The sequence below is a fragment of the Robiginitalea insularis genome (assembly GCF_052497835.1).
Genome location: NZ_CP199296.1, coordinates 1,868,567 through 1,890,195 on the forward strand (window position 1 = coordinate 1,868,567; position 21,629 = coordinate 1,890,195).

The following is a 21,629-nucleotide window of genomic DNA, read 5'->3' on the forward strand; positions in this document are numbered from 1 at the left end:
TGCCAGGCCTGATCCGTTAAAAGGAGTCGATTATCTGGACGCCCGGATGGTCAAACCGATCCATTAAGGGCAGGGCTGTGGCGGCTTCTTCAAGGTGAATACGTTTTTGTATAAGTTTTTGTGGCTGTAAGATCCCGTTTTGGATCATTGTAAGCATTTCGGGGTATTTATGCGCCTGCATCCCATGAGTACCCAGAATTTGGAGTTCATCTGCAATTATCCTGCCCATGGGTACTTTGGGAGCTTTATGGTTTCCTGTCATAAGGCCGGCCTGAATGTGCTTTCCCCTTTTTCCAAGGCCGGAGATGGAATTCAAGCAGGTTTCCTGACTTCCCAGGGCATCCAGTGAAACCTGTACCCCTCCGTCGGACAGGTCTCTTATGGCCCCCGCGATATCAGTCGTTTCCCTGGCATTCAGGCAATGCTGCGCTCCCAGTTCGCGTGCCAGTTCCAGAGCAGCTTGCCTGATATCTACTGCAATTACCTGTGCTCCCAAAGCATTTGCAATCATAATGGCGGACAACCCTACTCCCCCACAACCATGAACTGCTACATATTGGCCTCCACTAACCCTTCCCTGGGCCACGATGGCCCGGAATGAGGTGATAAACCGGCAACCCAACACAGCCGCGGTGGCGTAGTCAATATCATCAGGCAACTTCACAAGGTTTGTGTCTGCATAGTCCACCGCCACGTACTCGGCAAAGGAGCCCCAATGTGTAAAGCCTGGCTGGGATTGCTTATCACATACCTGTTGATTTCCGGAAGCACATTCCCTGCAATGACCGCAGCCGCAGACAAAGGGAAGGGTAACCCGGTCGCCTGCTCTAAAGGCCCTCACCTCCCGGCCAACAGCCTCCACCGTGCCTGCCAATTCATGCCCGGGAACATGGGGCAGGGAAATATCCGGGTCATGTCCCATCCATCCGTGCCAGTCGCTCCGGCAGAGGCCGGTGGCTTTAACCCGGATCACCACTCCATGGGGATTGGGTTCGGGATCAGCTACCTGCCGGATTTCCGGGGTTTTCTGGAAGGCATCATAAAGCAGTGCTTTCATCTGGGAATATGGCTATTTGTGACGTTTGCCTGTTCATGTTAAATGATATACCTAATGGGCCAGGGGCTACTTTCCTCCATCCCCCATAGGCTGAATACCAGAGCTTTCCAGTAAACGGTTAACCTCTGGAATGTTTTCATTCATGACTTTCCCAAATTCAACAACATGCTCCTTCAGTTCTGCCGAAAGCTCCCTGAAAACGGTATAAGCCCCATCGGTAGGCCGGGCGTCACCGGTTTCCACGCTTCTTCTTAGTGAGGCCAGACGGTTATTCAATTTAATCGGGAAATTCAGCGGGTCCTGGCCGGATTGGTTCCGGACCTGGTAAAGTTTTTCTTCAATGACAGATAATTTACCTAAAAGCGGAACAATGATATTGGTGTAGCCCGGTTCATTAATTTCCGATTTATTGGATTCCAGAAAACCGCGAACCTTGCGAATATCAATGACCGTTTTGTTTGCTAAACTGGTCTTTTTCATAATTTCGGATGCGAGTTCAAATTGTTCCTTAAGGTCCGCTTCTGTAACCCCTTTTAGGTTGGGGTCTATGTGGATGGAAAACGGATAGGTTTGTTCATAGGACCCGGTCTTCATCCGCACACGGTATTCCCCGGGAGGGGCTTTGGGGCCCCTTTGCGGACGAGCGCTCCAGATAATCATCCCGTCAAAAGTTGTGGCCCCCGGGTACCTCAGGTCCCAGGTAAAGGTGTTCAGGCCTTTGGCCGTTGTGGGTTTGCTGGAGCCCCCGCGTTGCCACCAGGGGAGGTCCGGATCTACCTTGTATTCGGGTTGGCTGCCGGTAAAGGTGTCAATGAGCTGGCCATTCCCATCGAGTATCTCAAAGGTAATGCTGTCAATTTCTTTGCTGAGGTAATAGGGTATGGCTGCATCGCTGATCCCGCGGATCGCATCTGAGGGTTTGAAAAGTACGGCGCCGGCATCTTTCATTTCGGGCTGGTATTGCCGAAGGGAATGAATGTCATCCAGGATCCAGAAACCCCGTCCGTGGGACCCGAGGACCACATCATCATCCTTTACAACCAGATCCCGGATAGGTGTATCCGGCAGGTTGAGTTGCAGGCTTTGCCACAAGGCTCCGTCATTTAATGAGAAATAAACCCCATGTTCGGTTGCCAGGAACAACAGGCCTTGCCGCACCGGGTCTTCCCTGACCGCCCGGGCAAAATGCCCGTCTGCAATACCATTTGTGATTTTAGTCCAGGTCTTGCCGTAGTCATGAGTTTTAAAAACATAGGGTTGCCGGTCGTCTACCTGATAGCGATTTGCCGCCAGGTAAAGGGTTCCCGGCCTGTGCCTGGACTCATCAATAATACTGACCCTGGAATATTTCGGAAGGCCTTTGGGGGTAATATCCAGCCAGTTTTTACCGCCGTCCCGGGTAATATGTACTTTTCCGTCATCAGAACCTGCCCAGATGGTGTTGATGTCGTGATAGGAGGGCGCCAGGGCGAATACCGTAGCGTAAATTTCGGGGCCGTTCATATCCATGGTAATGACTCCCCCGGTTTTCCCCAGGGTCTCCGGGTCGGCATAGGTCAGGTCCGGACTTATCTTTTCCCAGGATTGCCCGTCATCTGTGGTTTTCCATACGTGTTGCGAACAGGTGTACATCACCCGTGAATCCTGAGGTGCAAACATGATAGGGAAAGTCCACTGCCAGCGCTCCGGAAGGGCCTCGGCCGGTTCTCCGGAGAAGAAACGCGGGTAAACCTGTATATCCCGGATTTGGCCGTTACTTCGGTCATAACGGGTAAGCAGGGCACCCTGGCTGCCTGCATAAAAAATATCGGGTTCGTCCGGATGCTGGGTAATCCAGCCACTTTCCCCTCCGCCCACGGCATAATACCAACCGTGATTAGGCCCTCTGGCCTGCATATGGTCCCAGCCGTCACTGGGCATGGCCAGGGTACTATTGTCCTGTTGTGCTCCTGCGACGTGATATGGCACATCACTGGTGGTCATTACATGGTAGAATTGCGTAGTGGTATAATCCTGCTCGGTCCAGGTCTTCCCGCCATTGATGCTGACATTTCCCCCTCCGTCATTGGAGTTGATCATGCGTTCCGGATTTTCAGGATCGATCCAGAGGTCGTGGTTATCGCCATGCGGCACCGGAAGGGTAGTGTCAAAGGTTATACCCCCGTCGGTAGATTTGTACAAACTGGTATTCAGGCAATACACCGTTTCTTTATCTTTTGGGTCTGCGTAGATTCGGGAATAGTAAAAGGCACGTTGGCGGAGTTTTCGCTCGTCATTGGTGCGTTCCCAGGTTTTGCCGCCATCCTCGGATCGGAAAACCCCTCCTTCGTTAGCCTCTACTATGGCCCAGACCCGATTGGAATCAACCGGAGAAACCGTAACCCCGATTTTTCCTATGGGGCCCTCGGGCATACCCGGGTTGCCGGTCAGGTCGGTCCAGTTGTCTCCTCCGTCTGTGGATTTCCAGAGTTTACTCTGGCCTCCGCCACCCCACATCTTCCAGGCTTTGCGATACACCTGCCAGGTACTGGCGTACAATACCTCAGGGTTGTTGCGATCGATGATCAGGTCTACGGCCCCTGCCTTGGGGCCTGCGTATAAAACTTTTTCCCAGGTTTTGCCCCCGTCCTTTGAACGAAATACCCCGCGTTCCTCGTTATCGCCATAAGGATGGCCGAGGGCTGCGACGTAAACAATGTCGGGATTATCGGGGTGGATCCGGATGCGGGCCACGGCCTGAGTCTCCTTTAGTCCTAAATGCTCCCAGCTTTCCCCTGCATCTGTTGATTTATACACCCCATCCCCCTGGGTAATACTACCCCTGAGTTGTACTTCCCCCATCCCGATATAAACAATATCCGGATTGGTTTCGGCTACGGCTACTGCCCCTACAGAAGAACTGGTGACTTTCCCGTCGGTAACGGGTTTCCACTCATTGCCCCCATCCGTGGTTTTCCACAAACCGCCCCCTGTAGCTCCAAAATAATACTCATAGGGTCTGCTGGGGCTGCCAGCGCAACCGAGGGAGCGACCCCCGCGATTGGGCCCGATATTGCGCCATTCCATGCCTTCATAAAATCCTGCCGGGAGGGTTTGATTTGCAGTATTCCGCGAATCTTTTTTTTGGGCCGCTGCGATCAGAAAACTGCCCAGGGCGATCAGGCTTAACAGGGTTCGGGTTAATTTCATTTCAAAAGTTTTTAAGGAGGATGTTGGTTATTGTCTTAATTGTTTAGGGTTGCATGATAACGGCCTGCCAGGGCTTAAGGGATACCGTCGTCCCGTCATTTTCAAGGGTTGTATAGTTGTTGATTATTGCCTTGCCAGCGCCCCATCCTTCCGGTAATGCTATCCGGGCCGGGCTTTCCGAAAAATTCAGCAAGACCAGCATTTGGTCTTCTCCCAGGGTTCGGGTATAGGCATAAATTTGCTCGTGGTCGGGCGCCAGCATTTTGTAGTCACCGTAAATCAGTACCTGGTTGTTATTTCTGAGCGCGGTCATTGCACGGAAATGGTTGAGCACGCTGTTCGGATCGGATTCCTGGGCGGCTACATTGATTTCCGTGTAGTTTTCATTTACCGGCAACCAGGGTGTTGCCGTGCTAAACCCTGCATGTTCTGTACTGTCCCACTGCATGGGGGTGCGACCGTTGTCCCGTGAGAGGAAATTCAGGGCCTGCATATGCAGCTCCATATCGGCACCTTCCGATAGCGCTTTCTGGTATCCGTTTATGGCGGCGATATCCTGGTATTGCTCAATGCTTTGAAAATCGATATTGGTCATCCCCAGCTCGTCTCCGTAATAGGTGTATGGGGTGCCCCGCATACTTAGTAAAAAGGTTGTCAGCAGTTTGGCAGATGGGCTTCTGTATTCGGGAGTATCGTTCCCAAAGCGACTGACAATACGGGAGACGTCGTGGTTGGAAAGGAAAATGGAAATCCAGCCTTTTTCAGCAAAGGCACTGTCCCATTTTGAGAAGACGTTTTTAAGCTCCTTCAACTTGTATCCTTCCAGGGAGTTGACCAGGTCCACAGTCTCGAAATGATAGGCCATATCCAATTCGTTCCGGTCTGCATCAACCAGCATATGGGCATCCTCAAAAGTAGAGCCGGCCCCTTCCGAAACGGAGAACACATCGTATTTGCTAAAAACCTCCCGGTTCATTTCCTGCAGGTAATTGTGCAGATGCGGACCCATGCCCACGTATTTGATAAAATCCTTCTCATAGCCTTTAGGCCAGGCAGGGAAAGTGGTGTCCTTGCTGACAAACTGGAAGGCATCCAGGCGAAAGCCATCAACGCCTTTATCCGCCCAGAACTTCATGATGTCATAGACTTCTTCCCGGACTTTGGGGTTTTCCCAGTTGAGGTCCGGTTGTTCGGCCGCAAAATAATGCAGGTAATAGGCATCCGTAATGGAATCGTATTTCCAGGCATTCCCTTCTGCATCAAATAGACTGTAGCGGTAAGGGGGGTCGCCTTTTTCTGCGGGCCACCAGTGGTAATAATCCCGATAGGGGTTGTCCCTGGAACTCCTGGACTGTTTAAACCACTCGTGCTGGTCACTGCTGTGGTTCACCACCACATCCAGCACAAATTTGATATCGCGCTGGTGCAGGCCGGCCAGCAACTCGTCAAAATCCTCCATGCTGCCAAAGGCCGGCAAAATAGCCCGGTAATCACTTACATCGTATCCATTGTCTACCATGGGAGACTCGAAAAAGGGGTTCATCCAGACCATTTTCACCCCGAGGCTTTCAATGTAATCCAGTTTGTCAATCACCCCCCTCAGGTCTCCAACCCCGTCCCCGTCACTATCCTTAAAACTTCGGGGGTAAATCTGATAAATAACCCCTTCCTTCCACCAGGCGCGGTTCGCAATTTCAGTTTTTTCGTCAGGCTTGTTCATATTTTCCGCACAGGCGAGGGGAATCAGCAGTAGCAGTAAGAGATAAAGCGATTTTTTCATAATGGTTGGTTTCAAGTGGGCCGGAACCTTAAATTTAAGGGATTACATTCAGAATTAATAGCTTAAAGCAGGTTACATTAAAATCATCAATTATTTACCTGATCGCTCTTTCTTTAGAGGGGGTTGCCCGATTGCTTCGAATTTAAAGATATCATCACGTGAATAATGCCCGGCGGGATCAAAATCCATCCTGCTTTCGGGTATTTTGCGCAGGTCCAGGGTAGCCATCAGGGCACCGGCGGTATCGTACAGGGGTCCTTCCAGTATTTCCCCAAGGGGGGAAACGATCAGGCTGCCGCCCCTGCAAAAGGGTTCCGGACTATCAGAAAGCTGATCCAGATAACGCACTGGATACATGGCTTTAGTAAAGAACTGGTTGCAGGCCAACACAAAACACCGGCCTTCAAGGGCAATGTGTTGCATACTGCTAACCCAGCTCTCCCTGGAATCGGCGGTTGGGGCTATATAGATTTCAACCCCCTGCCGATACATCGCCATACGGGCAAGCGGCATGTAATTCTCCCAGCAAATAAGGCCTCCCAATATACCGATGCGCGTCTGAAATGTAACCAGCGAACTGCCGTCGGCTTCTGCCCAAACGTATCGCTCTGCAGCCGTGGGTTTGATTTTTCGATGTACCCCGAGTAAACCTTCAGAGGGGGAGATATAAAGCATAGAACAGTAAAGACTGCCGTTTTTCCGCTGTTTTTCGGTAACCCCTATTACCAGGTATGCCCCGGTTTTTTTGGATAGCACTTCCAGGCGTTTCAGATCGGGGGAATCCAGGTCCAGGCTTTGCTCGTGGTATTCAGCATATAATTTCCTGCCTTCGGCACTTCTGCTCCCGATACTGGTCCCGAACGTAAACCCCCTGGGATAGCCGGGAATAAAGGATTCAGGAAACACAATGAGTTCTGCACCTTTCCTGGAATAGGTCTGTACCAGGGTTTCGATTTTGTCCAGGGTGGCGGCTTTGTCAAAGAAAACCGGGCTGTCCTGGATTAAGCATACCTTAACGGTCATTTATATCACACTTAAGTTTATGGATGCGCCTTTATTCATACTGTGGTCTTATGGGCATCCATATTTTTAAAGATAGGGAAATATTGAGAAGCTGCCCCTGTAGGTATTCAGGGCCTTTACAGTTTTTTCAGGAAATAGGTAATTCGGTCTTTGCGCTCAGGGAACTGCTTTTGGAGCCCGGGAGTTATGGGTTTCCCCCCAAGTTTCTCAACAGCTTTCTGAGATCGGATATTTTCCGGGGCAATGTGGAAGAAAACATAGTCTACTTGCTGAAAAGCATGGCTAATCATTAATTCCTTAAAAAGCCGGTTGTAAGTTCCGCCCCAATAATCCCTTTTTAGAAAAGACCAGCCAATTTCGATACCATTTGGAAAATCCACTATTCGCTTAAAGCGGGAACTCCCGATAATCTGCTGGTTTAACTGGTCGATGATGGCCAGGGCCCCGCAGGATGCCAGGGACTCCGCAAAGAAGCGTTCAAATTCTGCAGCTTGGTTGCGCTTGTTGGGGTGTTGTTCCCAGATCAGCGGATCGGAGGCTGCCTTAAAAAGGACTGCTTTGTCATTCGCCTGAAGCGGCCTTAATTTGAGGAACTCATTTTCGAGGGTGGGCTGTAAATCCATATTGGATTACATTCTGTAAACGGCAGCATTGATATTCATTCCGGCCCCAACCGAGGCAAAAACCACAAGGTCTCCCTTTTGCAGGTGATGGGGCTCCATCTGGTTTTTCAGGATGAGATCCAGCAGGGTTGGTACGGTAGCCACAGATGAATTTCCCAGGGTATCAATGGTCATGGGCATAACCCCTTCCGGCGGAGTATTTATCCCGTAGAGTGCGTATAGCCTTTTCAGGATGGCGTCATCCATTTTTCCATTGGCCTGGTGGATCAGTACTTTTTTGATCTTCTCAATGGGGGTATTGCTTTTTTCCAAACAACTCTTGATGGCCTGCGGCACAGTTTCCAGGGCATACTGATAGAGTTTACGCCCGTGCATCTTCAGGAAGATATTCCTCGATTTTTTGGATTCCGGTTTATAGGAGGGACCCATGTATAACATTTCAGAATACAAATAGGTGTCCGAACGGGTCGAATGGGCAAGAATCCCTGTAGGTTCCTCACTTTCCCGGGCCTCCAGAAGGGTTGCTCCGGCTCCGTCGGAATACAACATGCTATCCATGTCATGCGAATCGATTACCCTGGAGAGTACCTCTGCGCCAATTACCAAAATCTTCTGCGCATCCCCTGATTTGATATAGTAATCTGCCTGTATGAGTCCCTGCAGCCAGCCGGGGCAGCCAAAAGGAAGGTCATAAGCTACCGTGGCAGGGTTCTTAATACCCAATTTATGTTTAACCCTTGCCGCCAGGGTGGGTACCAGGTCAATTCTTTGGCTGTTGTGTTTTACATCCCCGAAATTGTGGGCCACAATAATGTAGTCAAGGGTCTCCGCATCCACTCCTGAAGAGGTTATGGCATCCCTGGCTGCAAAGTATGCGATATCTGAGGTAACGAGATGGTCCTTTACATAGCGCCTTTCCCTGATGGTAGTGATTTCCTCAAGTTTTTCAATAATTTGCTGATTGGACTTTTTTAATTTCTGCTGATCAGCCCCGTAAAATTCATTCTCGAGAAAGGCTTCATTTTTGACCTTTTGGGTTGGAATATAACTTCCTGTCCCTGTAATGACACTGTAAATTTTACTGCTCATAATTCAACCTGGCAAGAACTGCCGCTATGAGATTACTACTATTCAGGTACCTGACGACCTTTCTGCGGCTTAAAGGTCATCTTGCAAATCCTGTATTACAAAGGTACGTCAAGAATTCCGTATCCTTTGCTGTATCACAGCCGAACCCCTGTTTTTTTCGTGGACCACTTAAAACTGCACCCCGAAATCTGCAGGAAATTGCTGTGGTATTTCGCTGGCATCTTCCCCCAGGTTCTGTCTGAGGTCTATTTCTATCCCCCTGGCAATGGTGGAGATGGGTACATCATTAGAAGTACCCTCAAAGGGGTTTTCCCCCGTCCTTCCAATGCGCTCCATGGTATGGAACATCCAGGCTACCGCCACGTAGATGGGAATACTGAACCAGATAAACAATCTCGAAATAAGCGGGTAGGTTTCGGATAACCCCTTGCCGATATCCATAAATTGGGGGATGAGCGCCATAGGGAGCAGCATCAGTAACAACCACATAAAGTAATGATTCAGGGAGGCGTATTGGCGGGGGTATGGAAAATTCTTGATGCGTTCCGATTGTCCCTGTAGCGTAAAAAGCTCCTGTAGAAGGCCCTCAAGTTCCAGAAAGGAAAACTCCCAGATCACCCCCTGTTCTTTTAGCTTTCTGAAATGATGGGATTGCAGATACAGGACAGCTGTCTGCGGATTTCCCTTGCTTAGTACGTAATTCAGATCCTCATCGGAAAGGTAAGGCCTCAGATCTGCTTCCAGGCTGGATTTTCGTTCCGGGGGGAGAATGCCCCATTCCGAATTGGTTTTATGCCTAAAGGTGGTTTCCCAGCTTTTTTGCTGTCGCATGGAATGCCTTAAAGCTGTAAGCCAGGCCAGGTGCCGGTACGTCACTTTTTTGACAATAACGGCAATGTCTTTTTCAGTGATACCTTTCGGCCCCTGCTCCAGGGTGATCATATCCTTAGCATATACTCCCAGCGTCCTTGAGGTATTCACAATCCCACCCCAGATCTTGCGGGACTCCCAGATTCGCCCGTATACGGCGTTATTCTGAAACCCGATAATAAAAGCAACCGCCGTCCCGATCAGGGCCATAGGCGTCCAGGGGATCCTGAGCCAGTCCAGGTCCAGGAAAAAATATGCGCAAACCCATAGTCCGATAATAAGGATAAACACCAGGGTTTCGTAACGTGTCCAGCGCACCATATCAAATATGCGGTAGACTTTTTTGGTATACATGGTTCAGGTTGTTAGAGAGCTAAAAAGAGCACTTGGGATTGCTGACTTTATCTTGTAAAGCTCTCCAACAAGATAGGATTATTAATACAAAAGCAAAACAGTTTTGTGCTTAAAAGTCATGTAATGACGGGATTATCCTTATGCCTTTTTGCTGTGGAAGAAACCTGCAATCCAGTGGCATACTAAAATAAGGAGGGGTGCCGCAGCAAGGCCGTAGCTATATATCCAGAACAGTTGCGCAGCTAATTGTCCGCCCTGAAAGGAAGCCTTTTCTGAAAACGTATTCGTTAAATTCCCTGCCAGCAGGGCGCAGAGGGGAACCCATAGAACAGCAAGTACAACCACACCTTTTAAAGCCACTTTCAGCACTCTTCCAAATTTGGTATGAGGTTTTCGAAGTCCTTCTGAACCCAAAAGGATACAAATTGGAAGGGCAATAAGTCCTGCCCAGGTAATCAGGTTTCCAAGTGGAAACTCAGGGTTTTCCGAAAGGGCAAGGGTTAGTAGGGGGGAGCCTGTAACCAGTAAAAACAGGGCGGTTAAAAATACAAAAAGGCTAAACCAAAACCAGAATCTTTAGGAGGTCATAATTTGTTATAACAACTATTTGGTGAATAAAAGTAATCATTTTGGCGTTTTCCCAATTGATTCCTTCTTCCTTGAAAGTTGGGTTTCGGTAGTTTTTTCACATCTGTAACAATTCCTTACTGCAATCATCCTTACTATAAATTTTTAACAATGAAAGCGAACAAGTTGCTAACCTCCGGGCTGTTATTGTTACTGCCCCTTTCTATAATTGCGCAAGCGGAAACCGCATTTAACGGAATCCATTTGAAGCAGTCTGTAGATGCCGTCAGGCAAAAACTGACCCCAATTTCAGGAAACATACAAACCATCCGGGCAGAAGCTCCTGTTTTTCCGCTGGCACGCCAGGGGGAAACGCATCTGGTCTGCCATTCGGTTCAGCTTGAATCCGGCCTGATCGACCGGGCGGTCTTTACCTTTGCCGATAACGAGCTTTCCTATATAGAAGCCAGGGGAAATGCATACGAGACCTTTGCCAGACAGGACCGGGACAGCGCCCAGGTTTTTATGGGGTATGAGGTATATTTTGAGGATAAATTATTCCTGAACAAACAGGAGGATGCTGTTTGGATCATGACTGAAGAAGCCGTGCACCCAAATTTGTTTACCTGGAAGAATCCCTACTTGGGGGGAGCCTCTGAATCGGTACCGCTTATGCCCAATTCGGGTAAGATTCCTGAATTTATTGAAATGGGAGGGAGTTTTGATAAAATGAAGACTGTTCTTGAACAACAGAGTAGTTTTTTATATGAAGAGACCCTTGACGGGTCCGACCCAAACGCACAGGTGCAGCTAAATTGTTTCGGGATTCCTTATCTGGGGTTCCCCAGAAAGGTGGAAGCTCGCTTCGGGGATGGGGTTTTAAACGTGGTATGGATCCTCACTGGAAAAGGGGAAGAAGCACGGGTTAGGGCCGCCCTGGTTGAGCAGTTTGGACAGCCTGTTTTTGAAAATGAAGCATGGGAAATTTACAATGACTGGCAGGTGGGATTGCGCAAGGATAAGCCCGAAGTCCTCCTTATGGAGAAGGAAATAGGACAGTTTTACCGGAAGGAATATTTTAACCAGCAATAGCAGGAATAAGGCTTAGAGATATCCTGTTATTTGGAAGGCGAATCCGGTTTTGGCTGGGGAATGCCTGGTTGTTAGTAGCGTTTCTGATTAAAGATTCCTCCCCGTCCTGATATAATTTCTATATTTAACGGTCCGAAATGTTGGATACAGACAAACCAAACCACCCAAAACCACCGGGATGAAAATTATCAAACCAAGGCTTACGTTCTGGCAGATCTTTAATATGAATGTTGGATTCCTGGGGATCCAGTTCAGTTTCGGGTTGCAGCAAACCGCTGTAAACCCGATTTTTTCATTTTTAGGGGCCAACCATGAAGATTTGCCCATACTCAATATTGCCGGGCCCGTTACCGGGCTTATTGTCCAACCCATCATTGGGGCCATATCGGATAAAACCTGGTCTCCCCGATGGGGAAGGAGGAAGCCCTTCTTTCTTATCGGTGCCCTGCTGGGAAGCCTCTGTTTATTTGCCTTTCCATTCAGCCCGGCCCTGTGGTTTGCCGTGGGTCTCCTTTGGATACTGGATGTTGGAAATAATATGGCCATGGAGCCTTACCGTGCGTTCGTTGGGGATAAACTCAACGACAAACAAATGAGCTTTGGTTACCAGATGCAAAGCCTTTTTGTTGGTGCCGGAATTGTACTGGCCAACGCCTCAATTTTCCTGTTTCAGGATTGGTTTGGTGGAGCTGAAACGGTTACCGAGGCGGCGGATTCCATTCCCCGCTGGTTGTATTACTCCTTCTTTATAGGGGCTATCCTTTCCGTAACCACTATTTTATGGTCGGTCCTGAGGACGCCGGAAATCCCGCCTTCTTACGAAGAGATGGAGGAAATGAAAATTCATAATGCCAAACCTTTAAAAGATCGCATCCGGGCTCCCTTTATGGAAATAGTAGAGGCCATTAAGGATATGCCCAATTTTATGTGGAAACTCTCGGGTGTATATCTTTTTCAGTGGTATGCCCTGTTTGTTTACTGGCAATTCATTGCCCCGCTTTTTCGGGAGTCCATGAATTTTGACCAGTCGGAGGCGTTGAGCCAGGCTGCCAAAATGAATACCACCTATAATGTCACTACCATGGTCATTGCCCTTGCCCTGGTACCCCTGGCCGTGCGCTATGGCGGTAAGAAAGTATATACAGCCAGCTTGTTCCTCACGGCTATTGCGATGCTCTCAATCCCTTATATACACGATCCGTTGCTGGTCTTGTTTCCGATGGTTTTATTCGGGATTGGCTGGGCTGCCATGATGGGAATACCGTATTCCATGGTGTCCAAAATCGTGCCTCAGGAACGCCGTGGGGTGTATATGGGAATCCTCAATATGATGATTGTAATTCCCATGGGAATTCAGACCCTTTCTTTCGGGCCCATCGTTAAAAACCTGCTGGGCAACAGTGCCATCAATGCCATCCTTTTTGGCGGGGTCTTTTTTGTGATTTCCGGATTGCTGGCCCTGAGGTTAAAGGAACCAAAATCTTCCGAAGGGGAAGATGCTCCCATGCCGATGGGGGGAGGGCACTGATTCCTTAAATTTCCAATAAGGGCGTCAGGCAAACCTTCTTCATTAGCGCTACTCTGGCATTCAGGGTTCGTGGATTGCGTTTTGGCAAATGTGTTAAATTACTCCTTCTCCACAATACTGATCGCAAAGCCGCCGCCCGGGGCAAGGCGGATATCCATTTGGTCACCCTTTTTTACTTCCATGGCTTCAATGGCGTAGGCCTGTGGATTGGTTTCCCAGTGGGCATCCTCTGCATCCCGGTATACGTTTGCGGAATACGTTTTTCCGTCTTCCAGGAAGTCTAATGTCAGGTTGAGGGTCCTTTCATTTTCATCCGTAATACCCCCTACGAACCAGTTTCCGGTTTTCCGTTCCTGCCTGGCGATGGTAACAAAGTCACCAACTTCCCCGTTCAGGACCTTGGATTGCTGCCAGTCTACCCCCACATCGGTAATGAACTGAAAGGCCGGGTGGACCCTGCCATCCAGCATATAATGTTCCGGCAGGTCGCAAGCCATCTGTATGGGGCTGTAGATCACCACGTACAGGGCCAGTTGGTGGGCCAGGGTCGTGCTTACCCTGTTGTCTTTTTTGTATTCTTCAAATTTGATGTTGAAAACCCCGGGTGTAAAATCGATGGGGCCGGAAAGCATGCGGGTAAACGCTACCGTCGGGAGGTGGTCCGGAGGGTTGCCCCCGTCTGCAGACCAGGCGTTGAATTCCTGCCCCCTCAGGCCTTCCCTGGCTATGGCGTTCGGATAAGTCCTTCGTTTGCCGGTGGCCTTAATGGGCTCATGCGCATTTACGGCTATTTTTTTCTCTGCAGCTTTCTCCAGTACTTTCTGGTAGTGGTTCACCATCCATTGGCCGTGGTGGTATTCTCCTTTCGGGATGATCTTGCCCACATAGCCCGTTTTAACGGAATTCATTCCATTGGCTTTCATAAAATTATAAGCCTCTTCCATTTGTTTTTCATAGGTGAGGGGGGCTGCTGAGGTTTCGTGGTGCATAATCACCTCTACCCCTTTTTCATTGGCATAGCGCATTACCTCGTCAAAATCGTAATCCGCATAAGGCGTCATAAAGTCAAAAATCCCTTCGCGGTCTTCCGAATTCAGCCACTGGTCCCAGCCGGTATTCCAGCCTTCTACCAATAAGCCTTTAATTCCGTTCTCTGAGGCAAAATCGATATAACGCTTTGCGTTTTCGGTGGTAGCCCCATGCTGGGAAGACCCTACTTTTCCCGTCGTCCAGGTATTCATGTCCTGGCTGCCCTCCATGTCCCAGGTAGATTTACCAATGTGCATCTCCCACCAGATCCCCACATATTTCATGGGCGTGAAGTAGCTAACATCCCCGATGGCATTCGGGTCATTCAGGTTCAGGGTCATTTTGGATTCAATAAGGTCTCCCGCTTTTTCGGCTATCTGAATGGTTCGCCATGGCGTATTGAATGGCAAGCTTAGCTGTGCTTTCCCACCCAGTCGCTCTGAACCAACCAGTTCACTTACCATTCGGTGGTTTTCCGGGTCAACCTTGAGGGTCATCCCGGCATAGTTGGTAAGGTCGGCTTCGTGGAAACTCAGGTAAAGGCCGGTATTGGTTTTCATGGTTACCGGGGTGTTCACTGCATTTTCTGGAATATAGGTGGCCGCCAAGTCCGGGACGTCCCGCTTGGAGAGGGCGTCAATTTCGGAGAATTTGGTTTCGTTATACAGGTGTTCGTAAATGTCCCAGTCTCCAGGAATCCACCATACTGTATGATCTCCGGTAAGATTAAACTCGGTGTTTTCATCAAGGATAAGGATGTCCTTCAGGTTTTCCTGTTCGGGGAATTCATAACGGAAGGCCACCCCGTCGTTAAAAGCCTTAAAGTGGATGTTGACCTTGCGCTTTTCCCCATCCTTTTCTTCCAGGGATACCATCAGGCCGTTGTAGTTGTTTCGGACTTCCAATTGCTCCCCCCAGGGCATTTCCCAGGTCTCATCCAGGGTTTCCACCTGAGATGCAGTAACCTTAAAGTTATCTGCAAGTGCCGGCAGGTCTTTTAGCTCAAAGCTCATAAACGAGCTGTCAACTACCGTTTCGTTTTTATGTGCCACCATGTAAAAGGGTTCTCCTTTCTCAGTCAGGTCAAAGGTGATCTGGTTGTTGCCATCCGGAGAACTGAGCGTCAGGGATTCTGGTTCTGTCTCACAGGAGGTAAGGCTGAAAAGTACAAGCATAAAAGATAAAAGATAGTATTTGTTCATTGGTTTAAACTTATTTAGGACCCTTGCATTAAGGCAAAGGAGTTCGCTGATAATTAAAATTTCGAGGCCTTAATTTACGTAATTTATAGGCAGGAAGAAAGTGCAGTTTTTGAGGACTTCCGTCTCAGAACCCTAATGCGATCCCAATTCTCTGGGGTAGCGGTCGGCAATCAGGTTCAGATCTATACCGTGCTCCAGATAGGCCTTTAAGCCGGCAAGTACCCAGGAAAAACCGCCAGTTGCATCCCGGACAGTCGAAAGGATTTCATCTGTGCTGCCATCAAAGCCACTATTTACAACGGAAATATAAGTTTTATCATTCGCAAGGGGCCTGAAGGACCAATTAAGTTGTGTCTGCTTCCCTTTGTTTCCCCAGCTCATCAGTATACTTTTATCAGGCTCAATTTTTATCACCGAAACATCAACACTGTGGTTGTACATTTCCCAGGTCCAGCGAATCTCTTTGCCTTCCTTAAGCGCTCCGGAGCTTTTGGTAAACCAGAAGTGTGTCGTTATTTGCGGGTCGGTTATTGCCTGAAAAACTTCTGATACGGGTTTACGGATAAGCATACCGGCTTCAGCGTATGCATTTGATTTCCTGGAATCCATTGTTTTCAGTTTTTGGGTTTGGCATGCCAATGACAAACATTTCAGGGCCTCGCAATGTGTTGTTTGTCTTTGACCCTACTCCTTCTTGCTGTATACTACTTCCCCATTAAAAATGGTCATCACTACCTCGGTATCCAGCACTGATGGCTCGGGTACTGTCATCAGGTCCTGGTTGTAGATGGTAAAGTCTGCCAGTTTCCCGGGTGTGATGGATCCCTTTATATCCTCTTCAAAGGCTCCGTAAGCTGCATCAAGGGTATAAGACCTCAGGGCCTGTTCCCGTGTCATCCGTTCTGCAGGTTCATACCCTTCCTCTGGCGTTCCCTTCAGGGTTTTGCGGCTGATGCTGGCATAGAAACTTGGGATGGGGTCCAGGGGTTCTACCGGAACGTCTGTCCCGTTTACGATTGGAATCCCGCTCTGCAGCAGGGATTGCCACATATAGGCTCCTTCCTTAATGCGTTTCTCGCCCAGGCGGTCAATCGCCCAGGGTCGGTCTGATGACATGTGGATGGCCTGCATGGCCGGGATAACTCCCAATTCGGCAAAGCGCGGGATATCCTCAGGATGCAGGTGCTGAGCGTGTTCTATTCGGAAGCGATGGTCCCCTGCCAGGTCGGGAAGTTCTTTGAAAGCAGCCTCATACCGGTCCAGGATCTCGCGGTTGGCCCGGTCCCCAATCGCATGGGAACAAACCTGGAAACCGTTTTGCAGGCCATTAAGAGCTGTTTCCTTTACAATTTCCATGGGCAGGGTCTCGTGGCCGTAATGCCCGGGCCGGTCTGTATAGGGTTCCAGCAGCCAGGCACCACGGGAACCCAGGGCCCCGTCGCAGTTTAATTTAATGGACCGAATGGTCAGCAAATGTGCTGTATCTATTTGCGGCCCCCTTTCATACCATTCCTCCAGTAATTCAGGGTCCCAGCCGGTGAGCATGGTAAACAGGCGGATATTCATTTTACCTGATTCTTTCATTTGTTCGTAGAGCGCAATGGTTTCCCGGCCGATGCCCGCATCGTGGAAGCCTGTGATCCCGTTTCTGTGACAGGCTGCCACAGCCATTTCAAAAGCTTTTATATCCCGCTCCGGGGTATTTTCCGGTATATGCCGGGTGATCAGGGTTTGTGCCCTTTCGTTAAAGATACCGGTGGGCCTGCCCAGGTTATCCCTGAGAACTTCCCCGCCTTCTATTTCGTAGGTATCTGCTCCTTCTCCAGGAAGTATGCTGATCCCTGCAATCTCCATCGCCCTGGCGTTGGCAAAGCCAGCATGGCCACTGGCGTGACGCAGGTATACCGGGTTATCCGGGGACACGGAACTCAACAGGTCGTGGGTCTGAAACCCCTTGACCACTTCCTCCGGTATTTCTTCCCATTTGCTCTGGTGCCAGCCCCTTCCCGTAATCCATTCCCCGGGCTCGGCTTCGGCTACCTTTTCAGCCACGGCATCCACAATTTCCTGGTAGCTGGTGGTATTCATCAGGTCCAGGTCCAGTTCGTTATACCCCAGGCCCATAAAATGCCCGTGGCCTTCTATCAGCCCGGGAGTCATGGTCTTTCCCTGCAAATCGATTACCTGGGTTTGTTCTGTCTGGTATTGCTTTGCTTCTTCCAGGCTTCCTGCAAAGAGGATGGTATTGTCTTTGGTTGCAACGGCTTCCACCATTGCCTGGGTGGTATCCACAGTATAGATAGGGCCTCCGTAGATCAATAAGGTGGCCGATTCTTTTTCGGTTTTGGAACAGGCCGTCAAAATCAGGCAGGCAGCCAACAAGGTCCCTAAGACACTTTTTTGTATATGCATTGGTGTATGTTTATTGGGTTGAATTTACAATTTTAATTGGGATATGTTTCCTTTCCTTCCCCCTTATGGATTATGAAATGTGTAGCTATTCCGGAGCCAGAAATTATTTGTTTTTTGCCAGGAACAGCAGTTTGCCGTCCGGGTCCTTAAGGTTGATACGGGCTTTATTTAGATTTTTAATTACGGAAACAAATGGAGGTTAATCAAAATACCCCCCTGCAACTCCCCTCAAGGTAAACTGTGATTCTGTCTACTTCAACTGCCCCTACAGGTATTTCTTCCACTTCCAGGCCCGGGTAGCTTTCTGCAGCCTTCCAGTCTGCAATGGTGTTGCTGAAGAATTCAGTGGCCGCTGAATTGGTTTCATAGATAACCACATCAAAGGCCTCCCCCTGGTCTCCCCCGAAGCGGGTAATAACCTGCCATTCCCCGTTGTGTTTAAACGAAGTGTTGGTGTCATCAGATTGTGGGTAATATTTCTCGTCAGTAGGTTTTAACAACACCCAGATATCCTTATTATGCCCCATGGGATAAACCCCCATGGTCAGGATGCGGCATTTTACGGAATCGCCTTGCAGAGGGGAAATGACCTGTATGTCCTTTACCGGATATTCTACCGGTTTCTTGTCTTCAACAACCACGGTTTCGACCTGCCCGGGTGGGATCAGGGTTCCGTACGAAAACCCACCGTAAATGATCAGTAGTATCCCGATTACCCCGAGGGCAACCCCCAGGTTCGTGTTCACCAGCCCCAGGGGTTCCCCCTGGCGTTTTATGGCCGTACTCAATCCCAGAAGCAGAAATAAAATTCCAATGATGATAATGATGAGTTCTGCAGACATTGCTTTATAGTTTTTTTACCAAGACTCTGGCGCCTGTAAAGGCCTTATATAGAAACTATAAGATAATAAATATTTCTCTTTTTAGGGGCATTTTAAGAGGTGAAATTCAATCTTAATAAATTGAAAATCAATTACCTCTGAAGCCTTGGGAGGCTAAGATCTTCCTGTAAAATATAAAGGCATTATAACAGACTCTATTAAATAGCTACTGCAGCTTACTTATCGCTCCAAACAGCGAGCTCATTCCCGCCCGGGTCTTGAAAATGAAAGCGCTCACCCCCGGGGAAAGCAAAAATATCCCGGGTTATGGATCCCCCGGCAGCTTCAATTTTTTCCATGACGGCCTTAAGGTTTTCGTGATACAGAACAATCAGGGCCCCATTGACAGTTGGGTTTTCGGATATTTCAAAGCCTCCGGCAACCCCGCTTCCTTCAAAGGAGGTATAGGTAGGGCCGTAGTCAGTGAATTTCCATTCAAACACACTGCTGTAGAAGGATTTAATCTTTTCAAGGTCTGAGGCCTTAAATTCTATGTAATCAATATGGTTGTTTTGCATAATTGCCAGGTTTAATATTGATACCATATCCCATCACCACCCATTCAAATTCCAACAAAAGAGTTCATAAGGCTTCGGTTTCTGAAATAATCCCATCAATAATAGTCCCCGCTTCCATTAGATCATTTCGGTATACCAACAGGCGGTATAACAAATCGTCCATAAGGTTTTCATATTCCAAATCCCCGAAAATGGCAAACTTGTCTACCTGAAGGGAAGATTTGGTTTTCCATTGCAGCTCACCGTAAACATCGATGTCCTTTAGAGGGTAACGGGTGGTGAGGTAGGGGATCAGGTCCCTTTCTACCTTGTCATCGTAGCCTTCAAAATTGTCATCTGCTTTTTTCAATACCCGCGACCAGTTGTACAACAGGTCTTTCAGGGTTTCGTTCTGCAACAACTGCAACCGCCCCGATTGGATAAGGTCGGAAAGGGCGTTCTCGGATGGGTTAAAACGCCGGAAATCCACTGTTTTAAAGATCAGGCTGTCTGTGTTTGTGCTCCCGAGTTCCCCGGGCTCGCTGCCGATTAATTCCATAATATTCAGGCCGCTTTCATAGGATTTACCGTTCAGGTCCAGGACCGCATTCAGGGCCTCCTTGTTTTGCATGAATTCGCGGTTCAGGTTGGCCAGGATCGCCTTTTCTTCGGATTGCGACTTCCGTTCCTCGTTCCAGGTATCTATTTGCAAAGCGATCAGGATCCCGATTACCACCAGGGCAATTTCCCCAAGGGCGTACAGTATATATCTGCCGAATTGGTTTTCAGAAAGAAGTCTTTGTCGGAGATGGCGGAAAAATGTTATCATGGGTTATTTCAATTCCTGTTCAATCAGATCATTAATGGATTTCATTCCTTTAATTTGGCCCCGCATAAACACATTAGAGGTTTTTCGTGTTTGGATAATATCCACGATAAAGCCGGGGAGTCCTTCAATCTCCCGTAGCCTCTTGATTATATTTTCCGGATTTGTAATAGTTATGTTATCCCCGGTAAACCCACCCGGCTCCAAACTTTCATCGATATGAAGCCGGACTGCAGGAGGTAAAATGTCAGCCAGCAATCGACGCGCCCCGAAATTATAGGAGCTCCACTCGTGCTCCTGAAAGGTATTGACCAGTCGCATTACGTTGTACAGATCCGTCAATCTCATTTTTATTTCTTCATTACGGATGAGCCCTATATTCCCCGTGGCGTATAATTCACTCCAGACATCACTTACAAAAATAACTTCGTGGTTCCATCCGACATGTTCCAGTGCGATGGCCAGCTCCATGGGATCATAAGGCATATTGCCTTGTAGTAAATCCAGAATCAGCTTGCAGTTTATTATTTGGAAGTCGCTGAATTCGATCTGTTCATTTGCAAGTTGAATGTTAAATACCAATTCTTTTTTAAGATTTGCCAAATAGGTTGCTTCCAATCGCCTGTTCTTGCTTTCTTCATTCCAGGTGTTAATCTGCAGCGCGATCAGTATCCCTATTGTCACCAGTGCAATCTCCCCAACCGCATAGAGAAGGTACTTGCCGAATTTGTTATCAGTAAGAAGACGTTGGCGAAGTTGTCGGAAGAAGCGCAGCATATGGAAGGTAAAAGGACTAGGATTCTATTTCGCGATCTATCAGAATAATAAGTGCTTCTGCCATCTCCTTCATTTCCTGCATCTGGGCATTCATGGTCCCGTACTCCAGGATGGTCATCAAAAAGCCGTTCTTGATCTGCGTATTTTGTAAAAACGAATCGAAATAATCCGCGGGAATAGGAGTGTCCTTTCCCTGTGCTCCGTCGCTTACCCGGTATAAAAAATTATTGACCATGGGATTTAGATCCATAGTGTTGTACAGGGGTTTGTAAATAAGTTCTTCGGTGTCAAAACGGTAATGTTCCTCTTCGCTCTTTAGCTTTTTGTAAAGGGTTTCGATATTGAGAAGGGTATTCATTATGGAGTCATTGGATATAAGGGCCAAATTCCCGGAATTGACCAGTTCCTGGAACGTATTGTTGTTCTGGTAGAACTTCTGCCAGTTATAGATGGGTAAGCCCAGGGCGTTGAAATCTTCGATGTCTTCAATGGGTTTCCCTTCTATATGTGCAATAATCTGCTCAGCCGCCTGTATACTGCCATTGCGCACTTCTATATAACGGTCCAGTTCTTCTATGGTTGTTTGCAGGTCGGATTTCAGGTTGGAGAGGTAGTGGATTTCCTTGGCCCGTTCTTTTCGCGCCTCATTCGTATTGTTGATCTGAAGGGCAATCAGGATCCCGATAACGACCAGCACAATCTCTCCAATGGCATAAAGTAAGTATTTAGTAAAATTCTTTTCTGCCATAAGGGTCCGGCGGATTTTTCGCAAGAAAGTGATCATGGGTTGGCTGGTCTGATTTATCAGATAGTTAAAGTACAAAATAAATACA

At 48.5% G+C, this 21,629-nt stretch carries 18 protein-coding genes; 2 read left to right on the plus strand and 16 right to left on the minus strand.

Annotated elements, in window-relative coordinates; all coding sequences use genetic code 11:
• Positions 1–16 precede the first annotated feature (16 nt).
• The 8 genes from ACT6NV_RS08525 to ACT6NV_RS08560 form a co-directional block, all read right to left on the minus strand.
• Positions 17–1,057, minus strand: a complete 1,041-nt coding sequence (locus ACT6NV_RS08525) for a zinc-dependent alcohol dehydrogenase family protein (protein WP_445384059.1) — start codon at positions 1,055–1,057, stop codon at positions 17–19.
• 66 nt (positions 1,058–1,123) lie between these two features.
• Positions 1,124–4,246, minus strand: a complete 3,123-nt coding sequence (locus ACT6NV_RS08530; RefSeq protein ID WP_445384060.1) for a WD40/YVTN/BNR-like repeat-containing protein — start codon at positions 4,244–4,246, stop codon at positions 1,124–1,126.
• Between the two features lie 43 nt (positions 4,247–4,289).
• Positions 4,290–6,026, minus strand: a complete 1,737-nt coding sequence (locus ACT6NV_RS08535; RefSeq protein WP_445384061.1) for a glycoside hydrolase family 13 protein — start codon at positions 6,024–6,026, stop codon at positions 4,290–4,292.
• A 90-nt stretch (positions 6,027–6,116) separates the two neighbouring features.
• Positions 6,117–7,049, minus strand: coding sequence for a carbon-nitrogen hydrolase family protein (locus ACT6NV_RS08540; RefSeq protein WP_445384062.1), 933 nt, complete (start codon positions 7,047–7,049; stop codon positions 6,117–6,119).
• Between the two features lie 116 nt (positions 7,050–7,165).
• A complete protein-coding gene (locus ACT6NV_RS08545; protein ID WP_445384063.1) occupies positions 7,166–7,672 on the minus strand; it encodes a GNAT family N-acetyltransferase in 507 nt (168 codons plus the stop codon).
• Between the two features lie 6 nt (positions 7,673–7,678).
• Positions 7,679–8,761 carry a 3-oxoacyl-ACP synthase III family protein gene (locus ACT6NV_RS08550; protein ID WP_445384064.1) on the minus strand — a complete coding sequence of 361 codons (1,083 nt, stop codon included), beginning with the start codon at positions 8,759–8,761 and terminating at the stop codon, positions 7,679–7,681.
• Positions 8,762–8,929: 168 nt separating this feature from the next.
• Positions 8,930–9,985 (minus strand): bestrophin family protein, encoded by a 1,056-nt coding sequence (locus ACT6NV_RS08555; RefSeq protein ID WP_445384065.1) that lies wholly within the window; start codon positions 9,983–9,985, stop codon positions 8,930–8,932.
• A 138-nt stretch (positions 9,986–10,123) separates the two neighbouring features.
• Positions 10,124–10,399 carry a hypothetical protein gene (locus ACT6NV_RS08560; RefSeq protein ID WP_445384066.1) on the minus strand — a complete coding sequence of 92 codons (276 nt, stop codon included), beginning with the start codon at positions 10,397–10,399 and terminating at the stop codon, positions 10,124–10,126.
• Between the two features lie 324 nt (positions 10,400–10,723).
• Here ACT6NV_RS08560 and ACT6NV_RS08565 point away from each other — a divergent pair, with 324 nt between their 5' ends.
• On the plus strand, positions 10,724–11,644 hold the full coding sequence (locus ACT6NV_RS08565; RefSeq protein ID WP_445384067.1) for a hypothetical protein: 921 nt from the start codon (positions 10,724–10,726) through the stop codon (positions 11,642–11,644).
• Positions 11,645–11,822: 178 nt separating this feature from the next.
• Entirely contained in the window at positions 11,823–13,172 is a 1,350-nt protein-coding gene (locus ACT6NV_RS08570; protein WP_445384068.1) for an MFS transporter, read from the plus strand.
• A 98-nt stretch (positions 13,173–13,270) separates the two neighbouring features.
• On the opposite strand, the gene ACT6NV_RS08575 is transcribed toward ACT6NV_RS08570, so the two are convergent.
• The 8 genes from ACT6NV_RS08575 to ACT6NV_RS08610 form a co-directional block, all read right to left on the minus strand.
• Positions 13,271–15,403 carry a glycoside hydrolase family 97 protein gene (locus tag ACT6NV_RS08575; RefSeq protein ID WP_445384069.1) on the minus strand — a complete coding sequence of 711 codons (2,133 nt, stop codon included), beginning with the start codon at positions 15,401–15,403 and terminating at the stop codon, positions 13,271–13,273.
• Between the two features lie 132 nt (positions 15,404–15,535).
• Complete coding sequence (locus tag ACT6NV_RS08580; RefSeq protein WP_445384070.1) at positions 15,536–16,012, minus strand: SRPBCC family protein; 477 nt, start codon at positions 16,010–16,012, stop codon at positions 15,536–15,538.
• 75 nt (positions 16,013–16,087) lie between these two features.
• On the minus strand, positions 16,088–17,815 hold the full coding sequence (locus tag ACT6NV_RS08585) for an amidohydrolase (RefSeq protein WP_445384071.1): 1,728 nt from the start codon (positions 17,813–17,815) through the stop codon (positions 16,088–16,090).
• A gap of 203 nt (positions 17,816–18,018) precedes the next feature.
• The gene (locus ACT6NV_RS08590; protein WP_445384072.1) at positions 18,019–18,657 is read right to left on the minus strand and encodes a hypothetical protein; all 639 of its coding nucleotides are present in this window, start codon (positions 18,655–18,657) and stop codon (positions 18,019–18,021) included.
• Between the two features lie 215 nt (positions 18,658–18,872).
• Positions 18,873–19,214, minus strand: coding sequence for a VOC family protein (locus ACT6NV_RS08595; RefSeq protein WP_445384073.1), 342 nt, complete (start codon positions 19,212–19,214; stop codon positions 18,873–18,875).
• Between the two features lie 64 nt (positions 19,215–19,278).
• A complete protein-coding gene (locus tag ACT6NV_RS08600) occupies positions 19,279–20,022 on the minus strand; it encodes a DUF6090 family protein (protein WP_445384074.1) in 744 nt (247 codons plus the stop codon).
• 3 nt (positions 20,023–20,025) lie between these two features.
• Positions 20,026–20,796, minus strand: coding sequence for a DUF6090 family protein (locus ACT6NV_RS08605; RefSeq protein ID WP_445384075.1), 771 nt, complete (start codon positions 20,794–20,796; stop codon positions 20,026–20,028).
• Positions 20,797–20,812: 16 nt separating this feature from the next.
• A complete protein-coding gene (locus ACT6NV_RS08610) occupies positions 20,813–21,580 on the minus strand; it encodes a DUF6090 family protein (RefSeq protein ID WP_445384076.1) in 768 nt (255 codons plus the stop codon).
• Between the last annotated feature and the right edge of the window lie 49 nt (positions 21,581–21,629).